Here is a 25,533-nt window from a genome sequence, read left to right on the forward strand (position 1 = left end):
CCCGGCCGCCATCCGCGCGAGGCAAGTGTCCGCGCCAAGAGCCCGGTTACGTAGACTGTCAGCATGAGTGTGAGCGTGGCAGAAACCAAGCAAATCAATGTCGTGATCGTCGACGATGAAAAATTCGTCCGCGGCGCCCTGCGCACCTACCTGTCCCAGACCCAGGACGTGGTGGTGGTTGCAGAGGGTGAGAACGGCCAGGAAGCCATTGACCTGGTCAGGGAACACCGTCCCGACGTCCTGATCATCGATGTGCAGATGCCCGTCATGGACGGCGTGGCCGCCATCCGGCACATCGTGGCGGAAATGCCCGAGATCCGCATCCTGGTTGTCACCGGGCATGTCTCCGACATTTACCTCAAGGCCGCCCTCATTGCCGGCGCCAGCGGCTACGTTGTCAAGGACGCCGAGCCCGGTCGCATAGTTGCCGCCGTCAGGGAGGTCGACGCCGGCGACTGCCCCATTGACCCGGCCGTGGCCCACCTGCTCGTGGAAGACCTCCGCGGCAGCCGCCCCTCCTCCGGCGCCGAAGCCGTCATTGAACTCTCGGAACGGGAGGAAAATGTCCTCAAGCTCCTGTGCGAAGGCCTCAGCAACAGCGAAATTGCCGCTTCCCTGTTCCTCTCGGAGTCAACCGTGAAGTACCACCTGGTGCGCCTGGGCAGGAAGTTTCAGACCCGCGACCGGCTGCAGTTGGTCATCACCGCCTTGCGCTCCGGATTGGTGTGACCTTCAAGAGCTGTCTAACGCGGGCAAGAAAAATCGCAGAGAAGGTGTGATTGGTCCCTGGCACCCCCTAAGCTGGAAAGCACCATGCCTTGGTGATCCATTCCACTTTGCTTCGAAAGGTACCGCCATGAAATCACGTTTTGCCACCGCAAGCGCAGCCGCCATCCTTGCCGCAGGTCTCATTTTGGCCCCGGGACTGTCCCCGGCCCAGGCCAGCAGCGCCACCGAAGATTCCAGCGTTTCCGTTGTGGCGGAAACCCCGTCGACCACCGAAGGCGCCGGCCTCGGGGGCACCGGACTGGCTGGCTCCGGCAACGTCGCGAGCACTTATGGGATGTTCTTCATTCCCTGCAACATTTTTGGCCTGCGTCTCTGCTAGGTTCCTGATCGCTTGTTGCCCGGGCCTTCGGGTCCGGGCAACATAGGCGTGAAATACGGGGTTGAGGTGAAAGCAGAATATCTTCTATATCCAAAATATAGATGAAATTTGTGATAGTATGTCAATATGGAACATATAGAGTTGAAGTCGTGAAGCTGGGGGATGTCGCCATTGTTCGGTCCAGCTTCACCGCTCGAGGCGGGGTTCAAGGGTCCACGGGGGGAGTTCTCGCTATCCAGCAAAGCGACTTTACGGCTGAAGGCTTCGCGGGTGTTGAATTCCTGGCCCGCACCGATGAAGCAGTCTCCCGGCACGTCCTGACGTACGGGGACATACTCTTTCGATCCCGCGGGCAGTTCACCACCGCGTGGGTGGTCCCGGAAGAGATTAAGGAGCCTGCCATTGCGGTCATGCCTCTCTTTGTCATCCGCCCCAACAGGGTCAAGGTGAATTCACACTATTTGGCTTGGGTACTCAACCAGCGGGCCTCGCAGCAGTACTTCCGCCAATCCTCTCAGGGACAAACCATCCAGATGATCTCCAAGTCAGTCCTGGAAAACGTCGAGCTAAGGTTGCCTCCCCTTGACCGCCAAGAACAGATTGCCAAAGCCGCAACCCTCGCGGCGCAGCAGCAGCGATTGGAAGCCAGGCTGCTCCAATGTCGGCACCAATTAATAGACTTGCAGCTGCAAAGTGCCGCCCAAGATTCCCCCAACACCGCACGCTAGAACAGGATCACCCCGATGACAGACCAGATCACCCAGCAGCGCATCAACAATGCGGCATGGGCAGCGTGTGATTCCTTCCGCGGTGCCGTGGACGCCACCCAGTACAAGGACTACATCCTTGTCATGCTGTTCCTTAAGTACATTTCAGATGTTTGGGAAGACCATGCCGAGCAGTATGCCGAGCAGTTTGCCGGCAACGCAGAGCGAATTGGTCGTCGCATGCAGCGCGAACGCTTCCCGCTGCCGGAAGGCGCTAGCTTCGGCGACCTCTACCGCCAACGTGAGGCCCCGAACCTAGGTGAACTGATCAACAAGGCCCTGGCAAAAATCGAGTACGTCAATCGCGGCAAGCTTGAGGGCGTTTTCCGCAACATCGACTTCAATTCTGAGTCGAACCTTGGCAAGACCAAGGACCGCAACCGCCGCCTGAAGAATATGCTGGAGGACTTTGCCAAGCCGGATATGAACCTTCGCCCGTCCAGGGTCAGCGAAGACATCATTGGTGAGACCTACATTTACCTGATCTCACGCTTTGCCTCGGATGCGGGAAAGAAAGCGGGGGAGTTCTACACGCCCAGTTCCGTGTCCACGCTGCTGGCCAAGATTGCCGGGCCCACAGCGGGAAACACCATCTTTGACCCTGCGTGTGGCTCAGGTTCGCTTCTCATCGAGGCAGCCAAGGAAGTTGGCTCACAGGATTATCAGCTCTTTGGCCAGGAGGTCAACGGCGCAACCTGGGCGCTGGCCCGCATGAACATGTTCATGCACGCGAACGATTCTGCTCGAATTGACTGGTGCGACACCCTCAACGGCCCTACCGTGCTGGAAAATGACAGGTTGAGGAAGTTCGACGTCGTTGTGGCGAACCCGCCGTTCTCTCTCGACAAGTGGGGGGCTGAGAATGCGGAAACCGACACCTTTGGCCGGTTCTGGCGCGGCGTTCCGCCCAAGAGCAAGGGCGACTACGCGTTCATCAGCCACATGATTGAGACAGCACAACCAGGCAAGGGGCGCATTGCCGTCATCGTCCCCCACGGCGTGTTGTTCCGCGGGGGTTCTGAAGGCAAAATCCGCCGTGCGCTGATTGAGGAAAACCTGCTCGACGCTGTCATTGGGCTGCCGGCCAACCTGTTCACCACAACGGGCATTCCAGTCGCAATCTTGGTCTTTGACCGCTCACGTGAACAGCGCGGAGTGAATGCTGCTCGCAAAGACACTCTGTTCATCGACGCCAGCCGTGAATTCACTTCCGTGAAGACCCAGAACCTCCTGGATGCAGCCCATATCGACAAGATCGTAGACACCTACCGGGACCGCTCGGAACTGGATAAGTACTCCCACCTGGCGATGCCGGAAGAGCTGGCCGACAACGATTTCAACCTGAACATTCCCCGCTATGTTGACACCTTCGAGCCGGAGGAAGAGATCGACATTGCCTCTGTACAGCAGGAAATTGTCCAGATTGAGGCGGAACTGGTTGAAGTCCGTGCCAAGATGAGCGGCTACCTAAAGGAGCTGGGCATCGATGTCTGAGTCGGCAACCCCCGGAGGGGGAATCGTACTTTATACAACTGACGACGGCGAATCCCGTATCCAGTTGCGCGCCGTTGACGGCACAGCTTGGCTGACCCAGGCGCAAATTGCCGAGTTGTTTCAAACCACGCCGCAGGCGATCACCAAGCACGTCGCCTCTATCTATGCGGATGGTGAGCTTGATGAGGGGGCAACTTGTAACGATTACTCACAAGTTCGATTTGAGGGTGGGCGGGAGGTTCAGCGAAGCCTCAAGCACTACAACCTTGACATAATTCTTGCCGTCGGGTTCCGGGTGCGCTCGCCGAGAGGGAGCCAGTTCCGCCGCTGGGCGGCGACTACTTTGCATGAGTACTTGGTCAAGGGCTTCGTCATGGATGACGACAAGCTAAAGGGTGTTGAGCAGTGGGACTACTTTGACGAGTGGCTTGCCCGGATCCGTGACATTCGTGCAAGCGAGAAGCGCTTCTATCAAAAGGTGAAGGACCTGTACGCCACTGCTGTTGACTACGATCCCAAATCCGGGGCATCGAGGCTGTTCTTCCAAAAGGTCCAAAACAAGATGCTCTACGCGGTGACCGGCAAGACAGCAGCGGAAATCATCAAGGCCCGCAGCGATGAGAACGCCCCGAACATGGGGCTCACAACTTGGGCGGGGTCGCGCGTGCGCAAGGGCGACGTCGACACTGCCAAGAACTACCTTTCCGAGGAGGAAGTTGAGCAGTTGAACCGCATCGTCACCATGTACCTTGACTACGCAGAGGACCAGGCCCAGCAGCGCAAAGAGGTCACCATGGAAAAGTGGGCCACCAAGTTGGACGCTTTCCTGCAGTTCAATGACCGAGAGGTTCTGAGCAACGCCGGCAGTGTCCAGGCTGCCGTGGCGAAGGCCCTGGCGTATGGCCGCTACGAGAAGTTCGATGCCGGCCGCCGCAGCTCCGAGGCGCTCGCCGCCGACAATGCGGATATTGCAGAACTTGAGAAACTGAGCCGACCCGAAGGTGGTAAACGATGACCGTTCCAAGCGGCTGGACCGTGAGCCTGCTGGATGATGTTGCGGTCCGTGGCAGTGGGCATACACCTGACCAGAGACGAGCCGACTACTGGGATGGCGATATTGAGTGGGTCTCTTTGGCCGACAGCGGGCAATTAGATGCTGGTTACATCAACACGACCGCTAGACGGATTAGTTCGCTGGGCGTTAGCCATTCCTCTGCTGTTTTGCACCCTGCGGAAACCGTCGTAATGTCTCGGGATGCTGGGGTGGGAAAACTCGCTGTGCTGGCTCGGCCGATGGCAGTTAGCCAGCATTTCATCGCGTGGGACTGTGAATCCAAAGGGAGCATGAGTCCATGGTTTCTGTACTATCTGCTTCAATCTCAGAAATCGTACTTTGAGCGAATGGCCGTTGGATCGACGATCAAGACGATCGGTCTGCCACTGTTCAAAAGGCTCACGGTTACATACCCACCGCTCCCGGAGCAGCGCAAGATCGCTGAAATCCTCCGCACCTGGGATGACGCGATCGACTGGATGTCGCGAAGCGTTGCCGCGCAAGTCGAACGACGCGGTGCCATAGTCGCTCGACTGATCTTTGGCGAAGGAGCGCCCCAGGGTACGAGGTGGGTCAAAGCGAACCCTGCCTGGAACATCATGAGAATTGGCGAAGTTGCCTCCGAACGATCAGTGCGCAACGCGGATCTCTCAACGGATGCCGTACTGAGCTGCTCCAAACATCATGGTTTCTTGCGCTCGAGTGACTACTTTGGTCGGACCGTCCACAGTGCAGATCTAAGTAACTACAAGGTTGTCTTGCGAAACGAGTTTGGCTTTCCCAGCAACCACATTGAGGAAGGATCCATAGGCCTTCAGAATGTCGTGGATGCTGGTGCAGTCAGCCCGATTTACACGGTGTTTGCTTTTGATGAGGCACGAATTTACGCCAAGTTTGCCATTCTTGTCCTGAAGTCCAAGCATTACGCGGAGATGTTCAGGGCCAGCACGAGTGCAACGGTGGATCGGCGAGGAAGCTTGCGCTGGAAGCAGTTCTCAACTCTGCCATTTCCGGTTCCTCCAATGACTGAACAAAAGCGCATTTCTGACATTGCCGCGTCAATGGATGATGAACTGAACCATACGAGGGCATTGTTGTCGCAAATGGAAACGCAGAAACGCGGGCTCATGCAGCAGCTCTTGACGGGCAAGATCAGGGTAAATGTTGACGAGGGGGAGGCCGCCAGTGTCTGAAGGAATGTTCAATGCCGCGGAGAAACACCAATCGCAAGTGCCCGCGCTGCAATTGCTGGTGCAGCTGGGTTTCACACCGCTGAGCCAGGATGAAGTGGCCCGGCAACGGGGTGGAAGGCTGCGCAACGTGCTGCTTGAAAACATCCTGGCGGAGCAGTTGCTGAAGCTGAACCGCTTCACATTCCGCGGTACTGAATATCCCTTTGATGTGGCGGACGCCCACGAGGCCATCCGCAAACTGGTCCCGGAGCCGGACAAGCTCAAGGGCCTCAACGCCACCAGCCAGGACACATACGACACATTGGTTCTGGGCACGGCCATTTCCAAAACCATCGACGGCGACACCAAAAGCCACCACTTCAACTACATTGACTGGATCAAGCCGGGCAACAACGTTTTCCACGTGACGGCTGAGCTCAGGGTAGAGCGCACCGGATCTGTCTCCACCAAGAGGTGTGATGTGGTGGCCTATGTCAACGGCATCCCCTTCATTGTCATTGAAAACAAGCGGCCCACGGAAAACATCAAAAAAGCCGGCAGCCAGCTCATCAGCTACCAAAATGCCGACAACATCCCACAGCTTTTCCACTTTGCCCAGCTGCTCATCGCCATGAACCGTCAGGAGGCCATTTACGCCACAGTGGGCACACCGCAAAAGTTTTGGAGCATCTGGCGTGACGACGAAGACTCCGAATCTGACATCAGCGAAGTCATCAATACCCCGTTGACGGAGGCCCAAAAGCAGGGACTCTTTAGCGGCGACATGGCTTCTGCCTGCGGCTATTTTGACGAGCTCACTGCCGAAGGGGACCGACTTCCCAGCGCCCAGGACCGGCTCATCTATGCGCTGTGCCGGCCGGAACGCCTTCTGGACCTGGTCCGCCGCTTCACGGTATTCGACGGTGGAAAGCGAAAGATCGCGCGCCACCAACAGTTCTTTGCCGTCCGGAAAACCCTGGACCGCGTGGTTGCAGGCGGTGCAGGCCCGAATGGTTCCGCCTCCAGCAACGGCAAGCCGCGCAACGGCGGCGTCATTTGGCACACCCAGGGCTCGGGCAAGTCCCTCACCATGGTCATACTGGGCAAGGCCCTGGCCCTGGAACCCCGGCTCAACGCACCCAGGATCATGATCGTCACGGACAGGGAGGACCTGGACAAACAAATCACTGGCACGTTCCGCTCCTGCGACCTCACCCCGGTGAGGGCCACCACGGGCACCCACCTGGCCGAGCTCATCAGGGACAAAACCCCGCTGATCACCACTATCATCAATAAGTTTGAAAATGCGGCCAAGGTCCGGGACGCCGACATCTCCAAGGACATCTTTGTGCTGGTTGATGAAAGCCACCGCACCCAAACAGGGCGACGCGGCGGGTACGGTTCCTTCCACGTCGCCATGCGGCGTCTGCTCCCAAACGCCTGCTACATGGGCTTCACCGGAACGCCCCTCATGAAGGGCGACAAGAGCACAGCGGCCACGTTTGGAGGGCTGATCCACCGCTACACCATCGATCAGGCGGTGGCCGATGGCGCCGTCGTGCCTTTGCTCTATGAAGGCCGCTGGGTTGAGCAGAACATTGCTGAAAACGTCATAGACAAGTGGTTCGAGAAGATCAGCGAAGGCCTCACTGACGAACAGCGGATGGACCTCAAGCGCAAGTTCTCGCGCATCGACGTGTTGGGCAAGACCGGGCAGACCATCCGTGCCAAGGCCTTTGACATCTCCGAGCACTACCGTAAGTTCTGGCAGGGCACGGGGTTCAAGGCGCAGCTGGTGGCCCCGGACAAGGCATCGGCCATCAGGTTTAAGCAGGTCATGGACGAGATTGGCCACGTCAGCAGCGAGGTGGTGATCTCCGCCCCGAACGAGTACGAGGGCGTGGAACAGGTTGACGCCGAGGCCACAGGCCTTGTCCGCGAGTTTTGGGACCGGCAGATGGAGAAGTACGGTGGCGAAGCCGCCTACAATTCAACCATCATCGACGCATTCAAGGAATCGGGCGGGCCCGAGATCCTCATTGTGGTCTCAAAGCTCCTCACCGGATTTGATGCCCCGCGCAACACAGTCCTCTACCTGTGCAAGTCACTGCGCGACCACTCGCTCCTGCAGGCTGTAGCCCGGGTGAATAGACTTTTCGAGGATGAGACGGCCAAGAAGGAAAAGGAATTCGGCTTCGTCATCGACTACGAAGGCCTGCTGGGCAACCTCGATGATGCCATGGGCACCTACAGCGCGCTGGGCGGGTACGACGACGAAGATCTCGCCGGGGCGGTCCACGACGTCCGGGAGCAGATCCGCCTGTTGCCGCAGCGCTGGGCCGATGTGTGGGACCTTTTCCGGAAGGTGCCGAACAAGCTGGACATGGAGGCGCTGGAGCAATTTTTGGAGCCGGAGGACCTCCGTGCCGAGTTCTACGCGGTGCTCCGCGTGTTTGGGCGGTGCCTGCACATTGCGCTGTCAAGCGACAAACTGCTGGATGTCTGCTCCGAGCATGAGGTGGAGAAGTACCGGGCGGACTGGAAGCAGTTCACGGCATTGCGCCGTGCCGTGCAGCTGCGCTACCAGGAAGTGGTGGACCTGCGGGAGTACGAGCCCAAGATCCAGCGCCTCCTGGACGACCATGTAACGGCTATGCCGGCCGAAACCATCGTGGAACTGGTGAACATCAACGACCCCGCAGCCCTTCGTGCCGTTGTTGAAGAAGAAGGGACCACGACCGCCTCAAAGGCAGACCGGATTGTCAGTGCGCTGAAGAAGACCATCAAGCTGCGCATGGAAGAGGACCCGGCGTTCTACAAGAAATTCTCCACGCTCTTGCAGGAGGCCATCGAGGAATACCGCAGGACACGGGATGCCGAGAAGTACTTGCTCACGGCCAAGGAACTGGCCGGCAAGACCGCCGCCAAGGACCACGGGGAACACGTTCCTGCGCTGATTCGCGGCAATAATGACGCCATCGCCGTCTACGGGGTGGTGAATGAGGTCATTACGGAACTGCGCGGAAGCGAAGCGCTGACGCAACAGGAATTTGCCAAGGTGGCCGTTGACCTGATCCACATCGTGGACGGGCTGCTCATTGTGGGCATGTGGAGCAACCACGACAGGCAGAACGAGCTGAGGACGGCCTTGGAGGACTACATTTACGAGGAACTGGGCGACGGCCTGCAGTTGCACGTCGATGCCGAACTCTTGGACACCCTGCCGCACCAGGTCATCAACGTGGCAAAGGCGCGCTTTCCCCGGTGACAGAACTTCATACTTTGCAGTTTGGCACCAGCACGATTCACTACCGGGTGGGGTTCCGGGACCGAGCAACCTTGGCCATCAGCGTGGAGCCAACAGGCGATGTGGTCGTGGCGGCGCCGCAGGAAGCTGGGTTCGAAGCCATCGCGGAAAAGGTCCGTATCCGCGGGCGCTGGATTCTGCAGCAGCAGGCCTACTTCCGGCAGTTCACCCCACGCACGCCGCCCCGGCAATATGTGCCGGGTGAAACCCACCTGTACCTGGGGCGGCGCTACCGCCTGCGGATGGAACCCGGAACGGAGGCCCGTGTCCGGGCTGTGCGCGGCTTCTTCCTAGTCTCCGGCGTTGATTTTTATGATGCGGAACGCATCAAGACCCTGCTGGACGGCTGGTACCTGGACCATGCCCGGATCCAATTCAGCAAGCGGCTGCAACAGTGCCGGGAGCGCTTTCCCGCCCAAGGTGACTTCACGCCGTCGAGCATTAAGCTCCAGGCCATGAAATCCCGCTGGGGATCGATGTCAGCCTCCGGACGGCTGCTGCTGCACCCGCACCTGGTGCGCGCGCCCGTGGACGGGATTGACTACGTCATCACGCATGAGCTGTGCCACCTGGAGATACCGAACCACAGCAGGGACTTCTACCAGCTGTTGACAAAGGTCATGCCGGATTGGGAAAAGCGGAAGGATCGGCTGGAGCTGTTCATGGCCTGACCCGCTGCGCTAAAACCCCTGCAGCTTCCGGTACCTGGCCATTTGCTGGTGCCGCCGGATCAGGCTGTCGCGCCGCGGAGTCTGTTCTGCCGCGGCATCCTCTGCCGTCAGGTCAATGTGGCTCTCACCGAACTGCCACAGCAGCAGGTCATCCAGCAGCCTGTCCGGGCCGGGGGAGTACCTGTGGTCCAGCGCCTTGCGCACATTTGAGATGATCTCCGGCTGCAGGAGAGCCACCAGGTCCACTGTCTTGCCCAGGCCGTGCGCGGCCACGAGCTCCGCAGCCCAGCCCCAGTCGTCGTCGGCCTTCCTGTCCACATGCGGCAGCAATGTCTGCCACACCGCCTTGATCCGGTTCGGGGTCAGCGAGACATCACCCTCCCCGTCCACATCCCAGTAGCTCGTGACTGTTTCATAGCGGTCGTGCAGCTCCGAGAAGGCCGATTCCACAGTCTCCAGCATGGCCGCAGTGGCCGTGAACTGCCGGTCGAAGTAGGGGCTCCAGGCGCGCGGGTCCTGGGACTTGAAGCGGATGTCATGCTCAATTTCGCTCCACGCGTGGGCAAAGATGGTACGGATCTGGCATTCAAAGAAGTAGCTGCCGTTGGGCTTTGTGTCAGGGTCCAGCAGCTCCTGGTAGTTGCGGACCACGTCGTTCTGGATGGTCCGCAGGATCAAGTGCCGGCTGGAGTAGCCGTAGGTTCCGGACTCGATGGAGCCGATGTCCTTCTCGGTGTCGCCCCGGCAGTCAAAAATGCTGCGCTGGCGCTTGATCAGGTTCGCGGCCTGCGCGTTTTCACCCGGCAGTGTGGTGATGACGCGCACGCCCACCATGTCGGTGAGGTTCTTCAGCGGCTCCGGGAACTGCAATGCGGGGGCGGTGTCAGGCTCCGTGAGCATGCGCGAGGCCTTTTCGCGGAATGATTCCACCGTCTTGGTCCGGCTCGTGACGAACAGCGGGACATCGTCGGCCTCCGCCAAGACACCACGGATCAGCGACTCCATCTCGGCCGTGACCTTTTCCAGCGTGGGGCGGGTCCGTTCATACTCGGCCACGGAGGCGCTGACCGCCGGGCGCAGAGATTCGTCGAGTCGTTCCCAGTTGCTGCTCATGCCTCGAGCCTAAACGCCCGGGCCGCGCCCGTGCGAGCGGCAGCGCCGAAAGACGCCGTAAATTCCTGCCAAACAGTGCGTGCCGCTAGCCCCGCGGCGGGAAGCTGGTGCTGTTGCGCACCACAAGCTCCGGGAACAGGGAGAAGGCCGGGAACGGCTCATTGGCGCCCTGCAACCTGTGCAGCAACCGCTGCACGGCGAGCCTGCCAATGGCACGGAATGGCTGGGCAACCGTGGTCAGCGAAGGGGAGCTGTATTCCGCGAGCGGAATATTGTCCACGCCCACCACGGAAATGTCCTGCGGAATTCTCTTCCCGCTCTCGTGCAGGGCACGGATGAGGCCAAATGCCATCTCGTCGCTGGAGACAAAAATGGCCGTCAGCTCAGGAATCCGTGCGGCAACCAAGCCGTTGCGGTACCCCGACTCGGGGGACCAGTCGCCCGCGAGCTCCGGCGGAACCTGGCGCCCCGCCCGCTCAAGGGTGGTCCGCCATCCTTCGCTGCGGTTGTACGCCTCGATCCAGTCCTGCGGCCCGGCAAGGTGCCACACCGTTTCATGTCCCAGGTCCAGCAGGTGCGCCGTGGCCAGCTCGGCCACGAGGGACTGGTCGATTACGAGCAGTACACTGGACTCGGTGCGGGAACCGTCCAGGGTGACGATCGGCGTCGTCAGCCCAATCTTGGAAACCAGCGGGCCGGCCTCGATCATGGGGACGGCAAGGATGATCCCGTCGGCGCCGCGGTCCACGAGGGCCTGCACGGCATGCTCCACCGTCCCGGCGTCCATGGACGCGACCGTGGCGGTGATGACGGAGTGGTCCAGCTCTGCGGCGGCCTGCTCGATGCTGCCCACCACAATGGAGCGTGCAAAGTGTTCGGTGCTGAACGTGACCAGGCCGATGATCTGCGTGCGCCCCGTGGACAGGCTGCGTGCGGCGTAGTTGCGGTGGTAGCCCAGGCGCTCGACGGCGGCCTGGACCCGCTCGCGTGTTTCCGGCCTGACGCTGTGGTGGCCGTTGAGCACCCTCGAGACGGTTTGCGGTGACACTTCCGCCAGTGCTGCCACATCGCGAATGCCCGGGGTTCGGGATGCCGTACTGCCCACTGCCGTGCCTGCCGTTCCGTATCCTTCGCGCCGCTGCCGCCGCGCTGCCTGCCGATTGTCTTGATGAGCTTATCCCGTGCGGTTCCTCCGGAGAGGGCTCGCCGGGCCGTAGGCTGGTGCCATGTTGACAGTAATTGGCGAGGCCCTTGTTGATGAAGTTGTGCACCCCGGGAAGGACCCCGTCCCGCACGTGGGCGGCAGCCCCATGAACGTGGCGGTGGGCCTGGCCCGCCTGGGGCACCCCGTGCAGTTCCTGGGCCGCATTGGCAAGGACGCATACGGTGACATGGTGGCCGGCCACCTGCGCAGCAACTCCGTCATGGTCCCGCTGGTGCCCGATTCCCTCCCCACCTCGGTGGCGCGTGCGGAACTCGATGCAAACGGCGCCGCGAGCTACGAGTTCGCCCTGGACTGGACCCTGCCGGCGCTGACAGGGCCCGACGGCGCGCCCGGCTTCATGCTGGCCGCCACAACCCTTCTTCATACAGGATCCATCGCGACCATGCTGGCCCCCGGCGCGGAGCAGGTCCTGGCCGCCGTCACGGCCGCGCACCCTTCCGCCACGATTGCCTATGACCCCAACTGCCGGCCCAGCATCATCGCGGACGTGGCCTACGCCCGGGAACAGGCCGAAAAGTTTGTCAGACTCTCCGACGTCGTCAAGGCTTCCGACGAGGACCTTCAATGGCTCTACCCCGGCGTTGACCCCAAGGAGTCGGCCCGGCGGTGGCTTGCCCTGGGCGGCACGCAGGGCCCCTCAGTTGTTGTGGTGACACAGGGCGGTGCGGGCCCGTGGGCTGTGTGCGCCGCCGGCGAGGTCTCCTGCGCGGTCCCCGAGGTGGACGTGGTGGACACGGTCGGTGCCGGTGACTCCTTCATGGCAGCACTCCTTTCGGCGCTCGTGGACCGGGAACTCGACGGCGCCCAGCGCCGCGGGGAACTGCGCGAACTGGGCACGGCAGCCCTGGCCGAGGTGATCGGCTATGCGGCGCGGGCGGCAGCCGTCACCGTCTCCCGCGCCGGCGCCAACCCGCCCAGCCGCGCCGAAATCAAGGCCTAGCCGCCGCCCGGCCGGCAAAATCCCATCCCCCTGAAAGGCGGCACCGTGTTCGACTACGACCCCTATTCCTTCCTTGCCCCGGTCCCGGAGTTCACGCTGCGCAGCGAATCATTCGCCGACGGTGCCGTGTTTTCCCCCGCCCAGGTGAATGCCGGAGCCCACCCGCAGGGCCGGGATAAGTCCCCGCAGCTGTCCTGGAGCGGCTTCCCGGAGGGCACGCGCAGCTTTGCCGTGACCATGTTCGATCCTGACGCCCCCACCGCAAGCGGCTACTGGCACTGGGCCGTTGCGGACTTGCCGGCGTCGGTGGTGTCACTGGCCGAGGGTGCCGGGACCCCCGGTTCGCTCCAGCTGCCGGCAGCTGCGCTGACGCTGCGGAACGACGCCGGCTCCCCGGCCTACATGGGCTCGGCGCCGCCTGCGGGCCACGGTCCCCACCGGTACCTGGTGGTGGTTCATGCAGTGGATGTGGAGTCGCTGGGCCTGGCTGCCGACGCCACGCCCGCCACGCTGGGATTCAACTTGCATTTCCACACGCTGGGCCGCGCCCGGCTGACGGGGCTGTACGAGCTCTAGCGGCGCCGGGGCGGCCCGGGCCCCGGCCAGCGGCTGCGCGTCCGCCCAGCGGGCCCTGGCCGGCCGCGGGAGTGAAGTTGGATAGCCTTGGGTATGCGATTAATTGCCAGCGACATTGACGGCACCATCCTTGGCCACGACGGAAAGATCAGTGCCCGCACGGTGGATGCCTTCGCCGCAGCCGCCGACGCCGGCGTGGATGTGGTCTTCGTGACCGGACGGCCGCCGCGCTGGCTGGACCCCATCCGTGAGCAGATCGGCCACCTCGGCACTGTCATCTGCTCCAACGGTGCCGTGGTGTATGACCTGGCGGCCGAAAAGGTCACCGAATCCCACGTCCTGGACTGGGACACCGTGGAGCGCGTCCGCGGCATCATCACCGGCCTGGCCCCCAACCCGCGTTTCGCCCTGGAAACCCTCAATGGCTTCCACGTCGAGGAGGGCTTCTTCGGCACGCGGGCCGCCGACAGCGGCGAATTCCCCGTGGGTGAGCTGGTCCCCTCCATGGCCGACGGCGGCATCGTGAAGATGCTGGCCGTGCTCCACTCCGGCAGCGCCGACGAGTTCATGGCCCTGGTTGCGCCCGCGATCGGCCCGCTCATTGCCGTCACGCACTCAGCGCCCGAGCTGGCCCTGCTGGAACTGGGGCCGCTGGGCGTCAACAAGGCCGTCACGCTGGCCCGCTATGCGGCGGCCCGCGGCATCAACGCCGCCGACGTGGTGGCCTTCGGCGACATGCCCAACGACATTGAGATGCTCGGCTGGGCCGGATACGGCTACGCCATGGCCAGCGGGCACCCCGAGGCGCTCGCCGCCGCGGCCCTGCAGGCGCCCGCCTTCGAGGACGACGGCGTGGCGCAGGTGATTGAGTCGCGTCTTGCCGCGCTTCGGCCGGCCTGAGCGACGTACCATTGCGGACATGACACAACAGAAGGTCCTGCCCTACCTGGACTCGGCACATCCGCTTGCCATTGCCCACCGGGGCTTTTCCCGCGACGGGCTGGAGAACTCGCTCGTGGCATTCCAGGCAGCCCTTGACCTGGGGTACCAGTATGTTGAGACGGACCTGAACGCCACGGCGGACGGCGTGGCCATGGTGTTCCATGACTCCACCCTTGACCGCACCACGGACCGGGACGGCGCCATTGCCGAGCTGCCCTACGCGGAGGTGGAAAAGGCCCGGATCGGCGGGCGCGAACCCATCGCCACGCTGCCCGAGTTCGTTGCCGCACTGCCGGCGGCGCGCTTCAACATTGACGTCAAGGACGCAGGCTCGGTTGAGCCGTTGGTGCGGGTCATTGAGGAGGCAGGGCTCCACGAGCGGATCTGCGTGGCCTCCTTCTCGGAGCGGCGCCGGCGCAAGGTGCTGGCCGGGCTCAGCCGCCCCGTGGCCAGTTCCCCGGGAAAGTCCCTGCTGGCCGCCTATTTCTTCCTCTCGCCGTGGCTGCCCGCGTTACTCACCCGGGCCCTCATGCGCGGAGTCAACGTGCTGCAGATACCGCGCCGCCACAACCGGCTGGAGCTGGTCACGGCCAAGACCGTGGCCAGGGCCCACTCGCTGGGCCTGAAGGTGCATGTGTGGACCATTGACGAGCCCGCGGAAATGCACGAGCTCTTCGAGCTGGGCGTGGACGGCATCATGACCGACCGTGCCGACCTGCTGGCCGGGGTCATGCGCGAGCGCGGCTACTGGACGTAACTGTTCTTCCAAGTCGGTGCCCGGTGGCAGGATGGGGGGATGCGCATCCTCATTGCCCCGGACAAGTTCAAGGGGACCCTGACCGGTCCCGAGGCCGCCGCCGCCATGGCGGAAGGCGCGCTGCGGGTCTACCCCGACGCCGTCGTGACGTCACTGCCCATTGCCGACGGCGGTGAGGGCACCGTGGAGGCCGCCGTCGCGGCGGGCTTCCAGGAGCGCCTGAATGCCGTGGTGGGCCCCATCCTGAAGCCCGTGGGGGCGGTCTGGGGCTACAACACGGAAAGCCGGGTGGCCGTCATTGAAACGGCCCAGGCCAGCGGCTACCTGCTGAGCGAGCCCACGGTGGAAAACTCGCTGCGCGCGCACTCCTACGGCTCCGGCCAGCTCATTGCCGCGGCGCTGGATGCCGGCGCCACCGAAATCATCATTGGCCTGGGCGGCTCGGCCATGACCGACGCCGGGACGGGCGCCCTGCGTGCCCTGGGGCTGCGGCTGCTGGACGCCGCCGGAAACCTGGTCCCGCTGGGCGGCGGATCACTCATCGATGTTGTTGCCGTGGACGCCACGGGCCTTGACCCGCGCCTGGCCGGCACCAAGGTGCGCATGGCCGTCGACGTGGACAACACGCTCTACGGCTACAACGGCGCGGCCCATGTTTTTGGACCGCAAAAGGGCGCCGATCCTGACGCCGTGGAACTTCTCGATGCCGGCCTGCGCAATCTGGCCTCGGTGGTCAGGGAGGCCACAGGCGTGGACATTGACATTCCCGGGGCCGGCGCGGCAGGCGGTTTTCCGGCCTTGTTTGTGGCCTACGCCGACGCAGCTATCGAGCGCGGCTTTGACCTGGTGGCGGACCTCATCGAGCTGGAGGCCCACCTGGACGACGCCGACCTGGTCATCACGGGCGAAGGTTCACTGGACGTGCAGTCGCTCTCCGGCAAGGGGCCCCTCGGCGTGGCCGACGCCGCGCACGCACGGGGGATTCCCGTCGTCGTGGTTGCCGGACGGATCACCGTGACGCCGCAGCAGCTTGCCGTGCACGGGGTGGTGGCGGCCGTCAGTGCCACAGATGTTGCGGGCTCCCCGGAGGCGGCGCTGGCGGATGCCGCGCGGTACACCACGCTCGCCACCTCCGAGGCCCTCAACGGCATTTAGCCCTTGGTGGGGGCGGGTTCCGCCTCGGGTGCCAGCGGGTCCGGGGCCGTGCCGCGCCACTTGGCCAGCGCTGTCATGCCGTGGAACGCGATCAGGGCGGCGGCCGTGCCCAGGGCAATGCCCTCGAAGGTGAGGCTGCCGGCGGCCCAGGTGAAGTTCGCGATGCCCACAATCAGCGCCACGGCGGCCGTGGTCAGGTTGATGTTGTTGGAGAAGTCCACCTTGTTCTGCACCCAGATGCGCACACCCAGCACGCCGATCATGCCGTAGAGAAGGGTGGCCGCACCGCCCAGCACGCCGACCGGGACGGTGGCGATCAGTTCGCCAAACTTGGGGGAGAAGCTCAGCAGCAGGGCGGCGATGCCGGCCACCCAGTAGGCGGCGGTGGAGTACACCTTCGTTGCGGCCATGACGCCAATGTTTTCCGCGTACGTGGTGGTGCCGGAGCCGCCGCCGAGGCCGGCCAGGGTGGTGGCGACGCCGTCGGCAATGATGGCACGGCCCGCGTAGGGGTCCAGGTCTTCGCCGGTCATGAGTGCCACGGACTTCACATGGCCAATGTTCTCGGCCACCAGGACCAGCACCACGGGGATGAACAGGCCCAGCACGGCAAAGTGGAATGTGGGGGTCTGGAAGTGCGGCAGACCCAGCCAGGCGGCCTCGTTGATCTTGGAGAAGTCAACCTCGTCGCGCAGCACGGCCACGAGGTAGCCCACAATCACGCCGACCAGGATGGCCAGGCGGCCCAGGATGCCGCGGAAGAGCACGCTGACCAGGATGATGACCAGCAGCGTGACAAGGGCCGTGATGGGCGCCTTTTCAAAGTTTGCCTTGGCCGAGGGGGCCAGGTTCAGGCCAATCAGGGCCACAATGGTGCCCGTGACAGGCGCCGGCATGAGCCGGTTGATCCAGGAGGCGCCGAACTTCTGCACCAGCAGGCCCAGGACGGCCAGTGTCACACCGGCAACCACCACGCCGCCCAGCGCGCCGCCCACGCCGAACTGCTGCTGCGAGGCCATGATCGGGGCAATGAAGGCAAAGCTGGAGCCCAGGTAGCTGGGCACGCGACCGCGCGTCATGACCAGGAACAGCAGGGTGCCGATGCCGGAGAAGAACAAGGTGGTGGCTGGCGGCATGCCGGTGATGAGGGGGACCAGGAACGTGGCGCCGAACATGGCCACCACGTGCTGCAGGCCGATGCCGATGGTCCGGGGCCAGCTCAGCCGCTCGTCGGGGGTGACAACCTGCCCCGGTGCGATGGTCCTGCCATCACCGTGAACGCTCCATTTTGTGCCCAGCAAGTTCATCCGCGTCTCCCATATTCTTCCCGCGCCTGTGCGCAGTCCGCAGACCAGAATATCGCCAGCGGGGCATGTTTGCTTGGCGCAGGGGCCTCAGGGGTGCGGAACGTGGCCCTCATTGGCCAGCAGCACCACGCCGAGCAGGTCGTTGAGCGCGTGCGCCAGGTCCGGATGGGCCAGTTCGTACCGTGAGCGGCGGCCCTCCGGGATGGCCACGGCGAGGCCGCACTCGCGCAGGCAGGAGAGGTGGTTGGAGATGCTCTGGCGCGAGACGCCCAGTGTGGTGGCAAGCTCCGCGGGGTACTGGGGCTCCCGGGCCAGGCCCATGAGGATTTCGGCCCGCGTGGGGTCGGAGAGGGCATAGCCAAAACGGGCCAGGACCGCTGCATTGCTAATGGGCTTCATTCTCAATATCATACATTGTTTGCTGTATTCAGCCATCGCTGTACTATTGAGGCATGTCAGGCCACGATCACTCCCACTCCCACGCAGGCGCCCCGGGCGAAAGCCACCAGGGCCGCATAGCCGTTGCCCTGGGCATCACCCTGGCGGTCTTTGTCCTGCAGGTCATCGGGTCACTCCTCACCGGCTCCCTGGCGCTGCTGTTCGACTCGGCGCACGTGCTGACCGACGCCGGCGGCCTCGCCATGGCGCTGCTCGCGGCCCGGCTCATGGTCCGCCCGGCCAGCAGCCGGCGCACCTGGGGATTCGCCCGGGCCGAGGTGCTCGCGGCCACGGCGCAGGCCGCGGTGCTTCTCGCCGTCGGGCTTGTGGTCCTGGTGGAGGGTGTCCAGCGCCTGTTTCACCCGGCCGAAATAGCCTCCGGCGAGTTGATCGTGTTCGGTGTCCTGGGCCTGCTGGGCAACATCATTTCCATGTTTGTCCTGCTGGGCGGGCGCAACAAGAACTTCAACATGCGCGCCGCGTTCCTCGAGGTGGTCAACGACGCCCTGGGCTCGGTGGCCGTCATCGTGGCCGCCGTGATCATCTCGGTGACCGGCTGGATGCAGGCCGACGCGATCGTGGCCATGCTCATTGGCGCCCTGATCCTGCCGCGCACCGTGAAGCTGCTGCTGGAAACCATCAGCGTGCTGCTCGAGTCCACGCCCTCGGGCCTTGACCTGGACGAGGTGCGCAAGCACATCCTGGGCCTGGAACACGTGCGCAGCGTCCACGACCTGCACGCCAGCCAGATTGCCTCCGGGCTGCCCATCCTCTCGGCGCACGTGGTGGTGGGGGACGACTGCTTCCACGACGGCCACGCGCCCCAAATGCTCGACGCCCTGCAAAGCTGCGTTGCCGGGCACTTCGCCGTCAGCATCGAGCACTCAACATTCCAGCTGGAACCGGAAAGCCACGCCGAGCACGAACTCGGCGCCCACCACTAGGCGGCAGGGCCAGGTCTCGACAGGCTCGACCACCGGTGGTCGAGCCTGTCGAGACCCGGGACCCTGCCCGGCCTGCGCTGCGGCGCTAGGAGATGACGCCGTCCACGAGGGCCTTGGCCTCGGCCTGGACCTGGGCCAGGTGCTCGGCGCCCTTGAAGGACTCGGCGTAGATCTTGTAGACGTCCTCGGTGCCGGAGGGGCGGGCGGCGAACCAGGCGTTTTCGGTCGTGACCTTCAGGCCGCCAATGGCCGCACCATTGCCGGGGGCCTCGGTCAGCTTCGCCGTGATGGTCTCGCCGGCCAGGGTGGTGGCGGAGACGTCGGCCGCGGACAGCTTGCCCAGGGCGGCCTTCTGCTCCCGGGTGGCAGCCGCATCGATGCGGGCGTACGACGGCCCCCCGAAGCGGTCGGTCAGCGCCGAGTAGTGCTGCGAGGGCGTCTTGCCCGTCACGGCGGTGATTTCCGAAGCCAGCAGGGCCAGCAGGATGCCGTCCTTGTCGGTGGTCCAGACGGAGCCGTCCTTCTTCACGAATGAGGCGCCGGCAGATTCCTCGCCGCCGAACACGCCCTCGCCGGAAAGCAGGCCGGGCACAAACCACTTGAAGCCCACGGGGACCTCAACGAGTTGGCGGCCCAGGTCGGCGGCAACCCGGTCAATGATGGAGGAGGAGACCAGGGTCTTGCCCACCCCGGCCGTGGCGGGCCACTGCGAACGGTGCGTGTACAGGTACTGGATGGCCACGGCAAGGTAGTGGTTCGGGTTCATGAGCCCGGCATCCGGGGTGACGATGCCGTGCCTGTCGGCGTCGGCGTCGTTGCCCGTGGCAATGTCATAGGGCGCGCCGGTGCTGAGCTTGTTGATCAGTGATGCCATGGCGAAGGGGGAGGAGCAGTCCATGCGGATCTTCTCGTCCCAGTCCAGGGTCATGAACGCCCACTGCGGGTCCACCGTGGGGTTGACCACTGTCAAGTCCAGGTTGTGGCGCTCGCCGATCTCGCCCCAGTAGTCCACGGATGCGCCGCCCATGGGGTCGGCACCGATGCGCACGCCGGCGGCCCGGATGGCATCCAGGTCCAGGACCGAGGGGAGGTCGTCCACGTAGCCGGAGAGGAAGTCGAACTTGCCCGTGGTGGAGGCCGCCATGGCGTCCTGCAACGGCACGCGGCGCACACCGCGCAGGCCGTCTGCGAGAAGGTCGTTGGCGCGGTTGGCGATCCAGCCCGTGGCGTCGGAATCGGCCGGGCCGCCGTGCGGCGGGTTGTACTTGAAGCCGCCGTCGCCGGGCGGGTTGTGGGAGGGCGTCACCACGATGCCGTCGCCAAGCGCCTCGGTGCGTCCCTTGTTGTAGCTGAGAATGGCGTGCGAGACCGCGGGTGTGGGGGTGTAGCCGTGGCGGGCGTCGATGAGCACGTCCACGCCGTTGCCGGCCAGCACCTCGAGGGCCGTGTTCTGTGCGGGGTCGCTCAGCGCGTGGGTGTCCTTGCCCATGAAGAGCGGGCCGGTGATGCCCTGCCCGGCGCGGTACTCCACGATGGCCTGCGTGATGGCGGCGATGTGGCCCTCATTGAAGGACGTCTTCAATGAACTGCCACGGTGGCCCGAGGTTCCAAAGGCAACCCTCTGCGCCGGATCGCTGAGGTCCGGGGTCAGGTCGTAGTAGGCATCCAACAAGGCGGAAAGGTCAACAAGGTCCTGGGGAAGGGCAACAGTGCCCGCACGGCTCGACATGGCTCCAGCATGACAGAGCAGCGCTGCCTTGGCACCCCGTGACCATACTGTGAACCGTGTTGCCGGCCAGCAACGCCGCGGCGGGCAACCGCTGGACTACGATGGAAGGCAGTTTCCACTGCAACCATTTCCCCGCTGCCGGGGCACCCAATCCCGCAGGAGCCACACGTGTCGAACCAGCCTGAGCAGACCCAGCCGATCCCGGAGGAGCCGTACAAGCAGCCCCCGGCCGGCTACTTTCCCCCGCCGGTTCCGCCCTACCAGGCGCCGGTTCCGCCGGACCCCTACGCCTCTGCAAACGCGCAGTTCCAGCAGCCTGCCCCGCCCTATGGCCAGCCGACCGCGCAGCCGTACGGCCAGGAGCAGTACGTCCCGCCGTCTCCCTACGGCCAGCAGCCGCAGCAGTTCCAGGGCCAACAACCGCAGTACCCGGCACCCACCTACTACCAGGGCGGCACCGGCTACCCCGCGTACAGCAGCGGCCCGCGCGGGCTGAGCCTGGCCAGCATGATCGTGGGCCTGGCCTCCCTGGTGGTGGGCTTCGGCTTCCTGATGGTCCCGCAGATTGTTGGGGTCATCCTGGGCCACCTGGGCATGAGCCGCGAGAGCCCCCAGGGCCGCGGCTTCGCCATCACCGGGCTCATCACCAACTACTTGGCGCTGCTCATTTACGGCGGACTGTATGCGTTCGTGATCTTCAGCCTCGTGGCCTTCAGCGGCGATTCCTACAGCGGGTACTGAGCAACCGCCCTGAACCCGCGCACGGTTAAGCGCAAACGGCGCGCCACTCATGGAGTGGCGCGCCGTTTCGCGTTAACCGGACGCAGCCGTCGTGCATTCAAGCCAAGGGCTACATGACCCCGGCCATGAGCTTCTTGATGGGCTTCTGTGCCAGGAACAGCAGGACACCGAAGGCAATGGAAACCAATCCGACAACCAGGAAGTAGGGGGTTTCATTGTCGGCGTCGTACCACTGGGCGAGCACGCCGGACATGGCCGTTCCAAGCGAGACGGACAGGAAGAACAGCGCCACCATCTGCGTCTTGAATGCGGCCGGGGCCAGCTTCGTGGCCAGTGACAGGCCCACGGGGGAGAGCATGAGCTCGGCAACTGTGAACATCAGCAGGATGACCACGATGGCCAGCAGGGGCACCGATGCCGTGGCGGCAAAGGGGATGAACGCCAGGTACGCCAGGCCCATGACCACCAGAGACACGGAGAACTTCACGGGCGTGCCGGGCTGGCGCGCACCCCACTTGGTCCAGAGCGCGGCGAACACGCCGGCGAGGACGATGATGAAGACCGGGTTGATGGAGGTTACCCAGCTCGGCGGCATTTCCCAGCCGAACACCGAGCGGTTCAAGCGTGTATCGGCGTAGAGGGCCACAACGGTGAACTGCTGCTGGAACAGGGACCAGAACACTGCGCTGGCAAGGAACAACGGCATGAACGAGAACACCCGGCTGCGCTCAACGGGAGTCAACGTCTTGTTTGCCAGGATCACGGCAAAGTAGGCGATCGTTGCGATGATGACAACGGCAACGATGATCCACTTCAAGTTCCCGGCGGTGATCAACTTCAGGGCAACTGCCACAACAATCAACGCGACCGCAACAGCGGCAATGATCCCGAACTTCAGGTACTGGGCCTTGGGCAGGGGATTGGCGACGTGGTGTGCCGATTCCGGCAGGTTCTTGCGGGTCAGGCCGTACTGGATCAGGCCAAGGCCCATGCCCACTGCGGCGGCGGCAAAGCCGACATGGAAGCCCCAGGTGACCTGCAGCCAGCCCGTGACGAGGGGGCCGATGAGCCCGCCAATGTTGATGCCCATGTAGAAGATGGAGAAGCCGGCGTCGCGGCGGTCGTCGTCCTTGGCGTACAAGGTGCCAACCAGCGATGTGGCGTTGGCCTTCAAGCCACCGGAGCCAATGCCAACCATGATCAAACCTGCGGCCAGGCCAAGGGTTCCGGGCAGGACGGCGAGGGAAATATGCCCGGCCATGATCAAGATCGCGCTGTAGAACAACACACGCTCTGAGCCCAGGAGCCGGTCAGCCACCCAAGCGCCCAAAATGGTGGAGAGGTAAACGCCTCCACCGTAGGCGCCGACAATGCCAAGGGCAGTGACCTTGTCAATGCCGAGCCCGCCATCCGTGACGGAGTAGTACATGTAGTACGCAAGGATGCCTTGCATGCCGTAGAAGGAGAACCTCTCCCACAGCTCGACGCTGAACAGGTTCAGCAGCATCTTTGGCTGTCCGAAGAAGGAGGTGTCGCGACTGTCTTGGGGTGCCTTGGCCATATTGGCGGGGCTGTTTTGTGAACTCACAGCAACAATTTTTGCACTTTGGACACAGATCGTCACAATCTTGTTTGGATTGGGCCGCCGCGGGTTGATGTGCACCGGGGAGCAAGCCGCCTGTTTGGGGAGGTCGTGGGGACTAGGCTTAGTCCGTATTGCTTTTTATGCACTAGGAGAAAAAACATGTCAGACATCATGAACGTCACTGTTGGCGAACTCGGCGGCGACGCGGTGATCCTGGATGTCCGTGAAGACTACGAATGGGAGGCCGGGCACGTTGACGGCGCCCTGCACATTCCCCTGGAGCAGCTGCCGGCGCGCCTTGAGGAACTGGATCCCGACACGGACGTGAACGTCATCTGCCGCACGGGCGGGCGCTCCTTCCGGGCCACCACGTGGCTCAACGAAAACGGCTACAGCGCCTTCAACGTTGTGGGCGGCATGGGGGCCTGGTTTGAGGCCGACAAGCCCATGGTGTCCTCCAGCGGGGAAACCCCGCGCGTTCTCTAGTCCCACCCGCCCCGCAAACGAAACGGTAAACATGACCTCCGCGCCCCTTGATTCCGCCCTGCCGCTGACCTTTCTTGGGCCGGAGGGGACGTTTACCGAATCTGCCCTGCTGCAGGTTCCAGGCGCCGAGGCCATGGAGCGGGTTCCGTCAACCACGGCGGCCGCCGCCCTGGCCAAGGTGCGCCGCGGCGAGGCGTTCGCCGCCATGCTGCCCATTGAGAACTCCATTGAGGGCGGTGTCCCGGCAACCCTTGATGCCATCTCGAACGGCATTGAGCTGCGGATCCTGCACGAAGTGGTGGTCCCGGTCAGCTTTGTGCTGGTGGCCCCGGCCGGGGTTTCCCTGGCGGACATCACGGCCGTGGGCACCCACCCGCACGCCTGGGCCCAGACCCGGGACTGGTTTGGAGAAAACCTCCCCAACGCCACGCATGCCCCGGCAAATTCGACGGCGGCCGCCGCACACGCCCTCGTTGCCGGCACCGACGCGTTCCAGGCTGCCGTGTGCGCGCCTCTCGTGGCACAGCAGACTGGCCTGAACATCCTGGCGGCGGGCATCGAGGACAACATTGGTGCCGTCACCCGGTTCGTCCTGGTGGGCCGCCCGGGTTCCCTGCCCGAACCCACGGGAGCGGACAAAACCACCCTGGCCATCCCGCTGCCCGATGACCATCCCGGCGCCCTGATGGCAATCCTGGAGCAGTTCGCGAGCCGCGGCGTCAACCTGAGCCGCATTGAGTCCCGGCCCACGGGGCAGTTCCTGGGTCACTACATCTTCAGCGTGGACGTGGACGGCCACATCAAGGATGCCCGGGTGGCCGATGCCCTGCGCGGCCTGCACCGGGTGAGCCCCGAGATCCGGTTCCTGGGTTCCTACCCGCGGGCCGACAAGCAGCAGCCGCAGATCCGTTCCTACAACTCCGACGGCGCATTCGACGACGCCGCCGCCTGGGTTCAGTCGCTGCTTTAAGGTTCCCGGCGGGAGCTTATTTTCCCGAGGTGGACTTGGCTGCCGGCTTGGCTTTGGCCTTGGCCGGGGCGGACGCCGCCTTGGACTGGGCCCCTGCGGTGGGCTTGGCGGGCTGCTTGGACACCGGCCGGGCCGGGCCCGGCTGCCTTCCTGCGCCAGCCGCACCCGGCTGCTTGGCCTGGGTGGGCCGCTTTGGGGCCGCAGCCTTTGCCTGAGGGGCAGCCTTGGCCTTGGTGTTCTTGCCTGAGTTGCCTGCAGCCTTGGCCTTGTTGATGGGGTTGGCAGAGGTGACGGGGCCGGCCTTGGCTGCCGGTGCGGGCTGCTTGGCCTTGGTGGCCGTGGCGGGTGCCTTGGCCGCTGTTGCCTTTTTCGGCTGGCTGGCCACAGCTGCGGGCGCAGCAGCGATCTTGGCGGGCGCCGGCGCAACCGCCGCGGCAGCCTCTGCCGGTTCCTCGTCCCGCCGTGCACGCAGGCGTGGCAGGTGCCGGCTGCGGAACATGCCCACAGCCAGCAGGAGAACGATGGGAATGGCCGTCAGGCTCGGCAGCAGCGCCCCGGAGGCGGTTCCGTTCATGACCAGGGAGCCGGCCAGATCAAGCACCAGCAGGGCCACTGTGCCCACGAGCCCGGCCGCGAGGCTCAGCCGTTCGGCCACTGCCCTGCGCATCAGCATCATGGCGCCGGCGCCCACCACGGCGGCCGTGACCAGCAGCTGGAGCAGTGACAGCACCACGCTGAGCCAGTTGTTGATGTAAAACATGTAGGAGAGCATCTGGCCGAATGCGGCCATGAAACCCAAGGTTCCCAGCAGGATCAGCAACAGGCCCGCGGGCACCTTGAAGCTCAGCGGATTGGGGGACTGGTGGTCCGGCATATCCGGGGACGGGTTGCTCAACGGGGCCTCGATGGTTTAAAGCAGCTGGTGGGGTTACTTCCATTAAGGGTGCCCGGCCGCCCTCCCACAAGTGGGACACACGCTTCGTGACGAAGATCCCAATGTTGGCCCGAAAATAAGCCGTGTGTTGATCCCTTTCCCCGCGGCGGAGCCGAGC

Annotated in this window: 24 protein-coding genes; 17 read left to right on the top strand and 7 right to left on the bottom strand. The window is 63.9% G+C overall.

The genetic code is table 11. The annotated features are described in order from the left end of the window. Window positions 1–63 precede the first annotated feature (63 nt). The 8 genes from PCK14_RS07080 (at window position 64) to PCK14_RS07115 (ending at window position 9,573) form a co-directional block, all read left to right on the top strand. Entirely contained in the window at window positions 64–729 is a 666-nt protein-coding gene (locus PCK14_RS07080) for a response regulator (RefSeq protein ID WP_269937758.1), read from the top strand. 127 nt (window positions 730–856) lie between these two features. Next, window positions 857–1,108, top strand: a complete 252-nt coding sequence (locus tag PCK14_RS07085; RefSeq protein WP_269937759.1) for a hypothetical protein — start codon at window positions 857–859, stop codon at window positions 1,106–1,108. 149 nt (window positions 1,109–1,257) lie between these two features. Next, window positions 1,258–1,836 (top strand): restriction endonuclease subunit S, encoded by a 579-nt coding sequence (locus tag PCK14_RS07090; RefSeq protein ID WP_269937760.1) that lies wholly within the window; start codon window positions 1,258–1,260, stop codon window positions 1,834–1,836. Window positions 1,837–1,851: 15 nt separating this feature from the next. After that, window positions 1,852–3,369, top strand: coding sequence for a type I restriction-modification system subunit M (locus PCK14_RS07095; RefSeq protein WP_269937761.1), 1,518 nt, complete (start codon window positions 1,852–1,854; stop codon window positions 3,367–3,369). After that, entirely contained in the window at window positions 3,362–4,384 is a 1,023-nt protein-coding gene (locus PCK14_RS07100; protein WP_269937762.1) for a virulence RhuM family protein, read from the top strand. The genes PCK14_RS07095 and PCK14_RS07100 overlap by 8 nt, the downstream gene beginning before the upstream one ends. Further along, the gene (locus tag PCK14_RS07105) at window positions 4,381–5,616 is read left to right on the top strand and encodes a restriction endonuclease subunit S (RefSeq protein WP_269937763.1); all 1,236 of its coding nucleotides are present in this window, start codon (window positions 4,381–4,383) and stop codon (window positions 5,614–5,616) included. Before PCK14_RS07100 ends, PCK14_RS07105 begins: the two co-directional genes overlap by 4 nt. Before the next feature lie 4 nt (window positions 5,617–5,620). Beyond that, a complete protein-coding gene (locus PCK14_RS07110) occupies window positions 5,621–8,863 on the top strand; it encodes a type I restriction endonuclease subunit R (protein ID WP_269937864.1) in 3,243 nt (1,080 codons plus the stop codon). Further along, on the top strand, window positions 8,860–9,573 hold the full coding sequence (locus tag PCK14_RS07115) for a M48 family metallopeptidase (RefSeq protein ID WP_269937764.1): 714 nt from the start codon (window positions 8,860–8,862) through the stop codon (window positions 9,571–9,573). Before PCK14_RS07110 ends, PCK14_RS07115 begins: the two co-directional genes overlap by 4 nt. 9 nt (window positions 9,574–9,582) lie before the next feature. On the opposite strand, the gene PCK14_RS07120 is transcribed toward PCK14_RS07115, so the two are convergent. After that, on the bottom strand, window positions 9,583–10,686 hold the full coding sequence (locus PCK14_RS07120; RefSeq protein WP_269937765.1) for a GTP pyrophosphokinase: 1,104 nt from the start codon (window positions 10,684–10,686) through the stop codon (window positions 9,583–9,585). A gap of 85 nt (window positions 10,687–10,771) precedes the next feature. Beyond that, entirely contained in the window at window positions 10,772–11,791 is a 1,020-nt protein-coding gene (locus PCK14_RS07125; protein ID WP_333474349.1) for a LacI family DNA-binding transcriptional regulator, read from the bottom strand. Window positions 11,792–11,912: 121 nt separating this feature from the next. Here PCK14_RS07125 and PCK14_RS07130 point away from each other — a divergent pair, with 121 nt between their 5' ends. From PCK14_RS07130 to PCK14_RS07150, 5 genes are all read left to right on the top strand, one after another. Next, window positions 11,913–12,851, top strand: a complete 939-nt coding sequence (locus PCK14_RS07130) for a carbohydrate kinase family protein (RefSeq protein ID WP_269937766.1) — start codon at window positions 11,913–11,915, stop codon at window positions 12,849–12,851. Window positions 12,852–12,896: 45 nt separating this feature from the next. Continuing rightward, the gene (locus PCK14_RS07135; protein ID WP_269937767.1) at window positions 12,897–13,427 is read left to right on the top strand and encodes a YbhB/YbcL family Raf kinase inhibitor-like protein; all 531 of its coding nucleotides are present in this window, start codon (window positions 12,897–12,899) and stop codon (window positions 13,425–13,427) included. Window positions 13,428–13,520: 93 nt separating this feature from the next. Further along, window positions 13,521–14,327, top strand: a complete 807-nt coding sequence (locus tag PCK14_RS07140) for an HAD-IIB family hydrolase (protein WP_269937768.1) — start codon at window positions 13,521–13,523, stop codon at window positions 14,325–14,327. A 19-nt stretch (window positions 14,328–14,346) separates the two neighbouring features. Next, the gene (locus tag PCK14_RS07145; protein WP_269937769.1) at window positions 14,347–15,126 is read left to right on the top strand and encodes a glycerophosphodiester phosphodiesterase; all 780 of its coding nucleotides are present in this window, start codon (window positions 14,347–14,349) and stop codon (window positions 15,124–15,126) included. A 39-nt stretch (window positions 15,127–15,165) separates the two neighbouring features. After that, a complete protein-coding gene (locus PCK14_RS07150) occupies window positions 15,166–16,281 on the top strand; it encodes a glycerate kinase (RefSeq protein WP_269937770.1) in 1,116 nt (371 codons plus the stop codon). Here the strand turns inward: PCK14_RS07150 and PCK14_RS07155 are convergent. Together PCK14_RS07155 and PCK14_RS07160 are read right to left on the bottom strand one after the other, a co-directional pair. After that, on the bottom strand, window positions 16,278–17,588 hold the full coding sequence (locus tag PCK14_RS07155; protein WP_269937771.1) for a uracil-xanthine permease family protein: 1,311 nt from the start codon (window positions 17,586–17,588) through the stop codon (window positions 16,278–16,280). The genes PCK14_RS07150 and PCK14_RS07155 overlap by 4 nt on opposite strands. Window positions 17,589–17,675: 87 nt before the next feature. After that, window positions 17,676–17,987 carry an ArsR/SmtB family transcription factor gene (locus PCK14_RS07160; protein ID WP_269937772.1) on the bottom strand — a complete coding sequence of 104 codons (312 nt, stop codon included), beginning with the start codon at window positions 17,985–17,987 and terminating at the stop codon, window positions 17,676–17,678. Between the two features lie 53 nt (window positions 17,988–18,040). On the opposite strand from PCK14_RS07160, the gene PCK14_RS07165 reads away from it, so the two are divergent. Continuing rightward, on the top strand, window positions 18,041–18,970 hold the full coding sequence (locus tag PCK14_RS07165) for a cation diffusion facilitator family transporter (protein ID WP_269937773.1): 930 nt from the start codon (window positions 18,041–18,043) through the stop codon (window positions 18,968–18,970). Window positions 18,971–19,055: 85 nt separating this feature from the next. On the opposite strand, the gene pgm is transcribed toward PCK14_RS07165, so the two are convergent. Beyond that, window positions 19,056–20,699 (bottom strand): phosphoglucomutase (alpha-D-glucose-1,6-bisphosphate-dependent), encoded by a 1,644-nt coding sequence (gene pgm / locus PCK14_RS07170; RefSeq protein WP_269937774.1) that lies wholly within the window; start codon window positions 20,697–20,699, stop codon window positions 19,056–19,058. Window positions 20,700–20,867: 168 nt separating this feature from the next. Here pgm and PCK14_RS07175 point away from each other — a divergent pair, with 168 nt between their 5' ends. Then, window positions 20,868–21,440 carry a DUF4190 domain-containing protein gene (locus PCK14_RS07175; RefSeq protein ID WP_269937775.1) on the top strand — a complete coding sequence of 191 codons (573 nt, stop codon included), beginning with the start codon at window positions 20,868–20,870 and terminating at the stop codon, window positions 21,438–21,440. Between the two features lie 109 nt (window positions 21,441–21,549). Here PCK14_RS07175 and PCK14_RS07180 read toward each other — a convergent pair whose 3' ends face one another. Further along, window positions 21,550–23,001: a peptide MFS transporter gene (locus tag PCK14_RS07180; RefSeq protein WP_269937866.1), complete on the bottom strand. Its 1,452-nt coding sequence runs from the start codon at window positions 22,999–23,001 to the stop codon at window positions 21,550–21,552. A 183-nt stretch (window positions 23,002–23,184) separates the two neighbouring features. Between PCK14_RS07180 and PCK14_RS07185 the strand changes: the two genes are divergently transcribed. After that, window positions 23,185–23,511 (top strand): rhodanese-like domain-containing protein, encoded by a 327-nt coding sequence (locus PCK14_RS07185; RefSeq protein WP_269937776.1) that lies wholly within the window; start codon window positions 23,185–23,187, stop codon window positions 23,509–23,511. 31 nt (window positions 23,512–23,542) lie between these two features. Next, window positions 23,543–24,481: a prephenate dehydratase gene (gene pheA, locus PCK14_RS07190; protein WP_269937777.1), complete on the top strand. Its 939-nt coding sequence runs from the start codon at window positions 23,543–23,545 to the stop codon at window positions 24,479–24,481. A gap of 16 nt (window positions 24,482–24,497) precedes the next feature. On the opposite strand, the gene PCK14_RS07195 is transcribed toward pheA, so the two are convergent. Further along, entirely contained in the window at window positions 24,498–25,376 is an 879-nt protein-coding gene (locus PCK14_RS07195; RefSeq protein ID WP_269937778.1) for a hypothetical protein, read from the bottom strand. Between the last annotated feature and the right edge of the window lie 157 nt (window positions 25,377–25,533).

The organism is Arthrobacter sp. HY1533, assembly GCF_027568515.1.
Lineage (GTDB): Bacteria > Actinomycetota > Actinomycetes > Actinomycetales > Micrococcaceae > Specibacter.

Bases quoted from the DNA above. Each gene is read 5' to 3' on its own strand.
- PCK14_RS07080 (WP_269937758.1), top strand. From the start codon at position 64: ATGAGTGTGAGCGTGGCAGAAACCAAGCAAATCAATGTCGTGATCGTC.
- PCK14_RS07085 (WP_269937759.1), top strand. From the start codon at position 857: ATGAAATCACGTTTTGCCACCGCAAGCGCAGCCGCCATCCTTGCCGCA.
- PCK14_RS07095 (WP_269937761.1), top strand. From the start codon at position 1,852: ATGACAGACCAGATCACCCAGCAGCGCATCAACAATGCGGCATGGGCA.
- PCK14_RS07100 (WP_269937762.1), top strand. From the start codon at position 3,362: ATGTCTGAGTCGGCAACCCCCGGAGGGGGAATCGTACTTTATACAACT.
- PCK14_RS07105 (WP_269937763.1), top strand. From the start codon at position 4,381: ATGACCGTTCCAAGCGGCTGGACCGTGAGCCTGCTGGATGATGTTGCG.
- PCK14_RS07110 (WP_269937864.1), top strand. From the start codon at position 5,621: ATGTTCAATGCCGCGGAGAAACACCAATCGCAAGTGCCCGCGCTGCAA.
- PCK14_RS07120 (WP_269937765.1), bottom strand. From the start codon at position 10,686: ATGAGCAGCAACTGGGAACGACTCGACGAATCTCTGCGCCCGGCGGTC.
- PCK14_RS07130 (WP_269937766.1), top strand. From the start codon at position 11,913: ATGTTGACAGTAATTGGCGAGGCCCTTGTTGATGAAGTTGTGCACCCC.
- PCK14_RS07140 (WP_269937768.1), top strand. From the start codon at position 13,521: ATGCGATTAATTGCCAGCGACATTGACGGCACCATCCTTGGCCACGAC.
- PCK14_RS07145 (WP_269937769.1), top strand. From the start codon at position 14,347: ATGACACAACAGAAGGTCCTGCCCTACCTGGACTCGGCACATCCGCTT.
- PCK14_RS07150 (WP_269937770.1), top strand. From the start codon at position 15,166: ATGCGCATCCTCATTGCCCCGGACAAGTTCAAGGGGACCCTGACCGGT.
- PCK14_RS07155 (WP_269937771.1), bottom strand. From the start codon at position 17,588: ATGAACTTGCTGGGCACAAAATGGAGCGTTCACGGTGATGGCAGGACC.
- PCK14_RS07160 (WP_269937772.1), bottom strand. From the start codon at position 17,987: ATGAAGCCCATTAGCAATGCAGCGGTCCTGGCCCGTTTTGGCTATGCC.
- PCK14_RS07165 (WP_269937773.1), top strand. From the start codon at position 18,041: ATGTCAGGCCACGATCACTCCCACTCCCACGCAGGCGCCCCGGGCGAA.
- pgm (WP_269937774.1), bottom strand. From the start codon at position 20,699: ATGTCGAGCCGTGCGGGCACTGTTGCCCTTCCCCAGGACCTTGTTGAC.
- PCK14_RS07180 (WP_269937866.1), bottom strand. From the start codon at position 23,001: ATGGCCAAGGCACCCCAAGACAGTCGCGACACCTCCTTCTTCGGACAG.
- PCK14_RS07185 (WP_269937776.1), top strand. From the start codon at position 23,185: ATGTCAGACATCATGAACGTCACTGTTGGCGAACTCGGCGGCGACGCG.
- pheA (WP_269937777.1), top strand. From the start codon at position 23,543: ATGACCTCCGCGCCCCTTGATTCCGCCCTGCCGCTGACCTTTCTTGGG.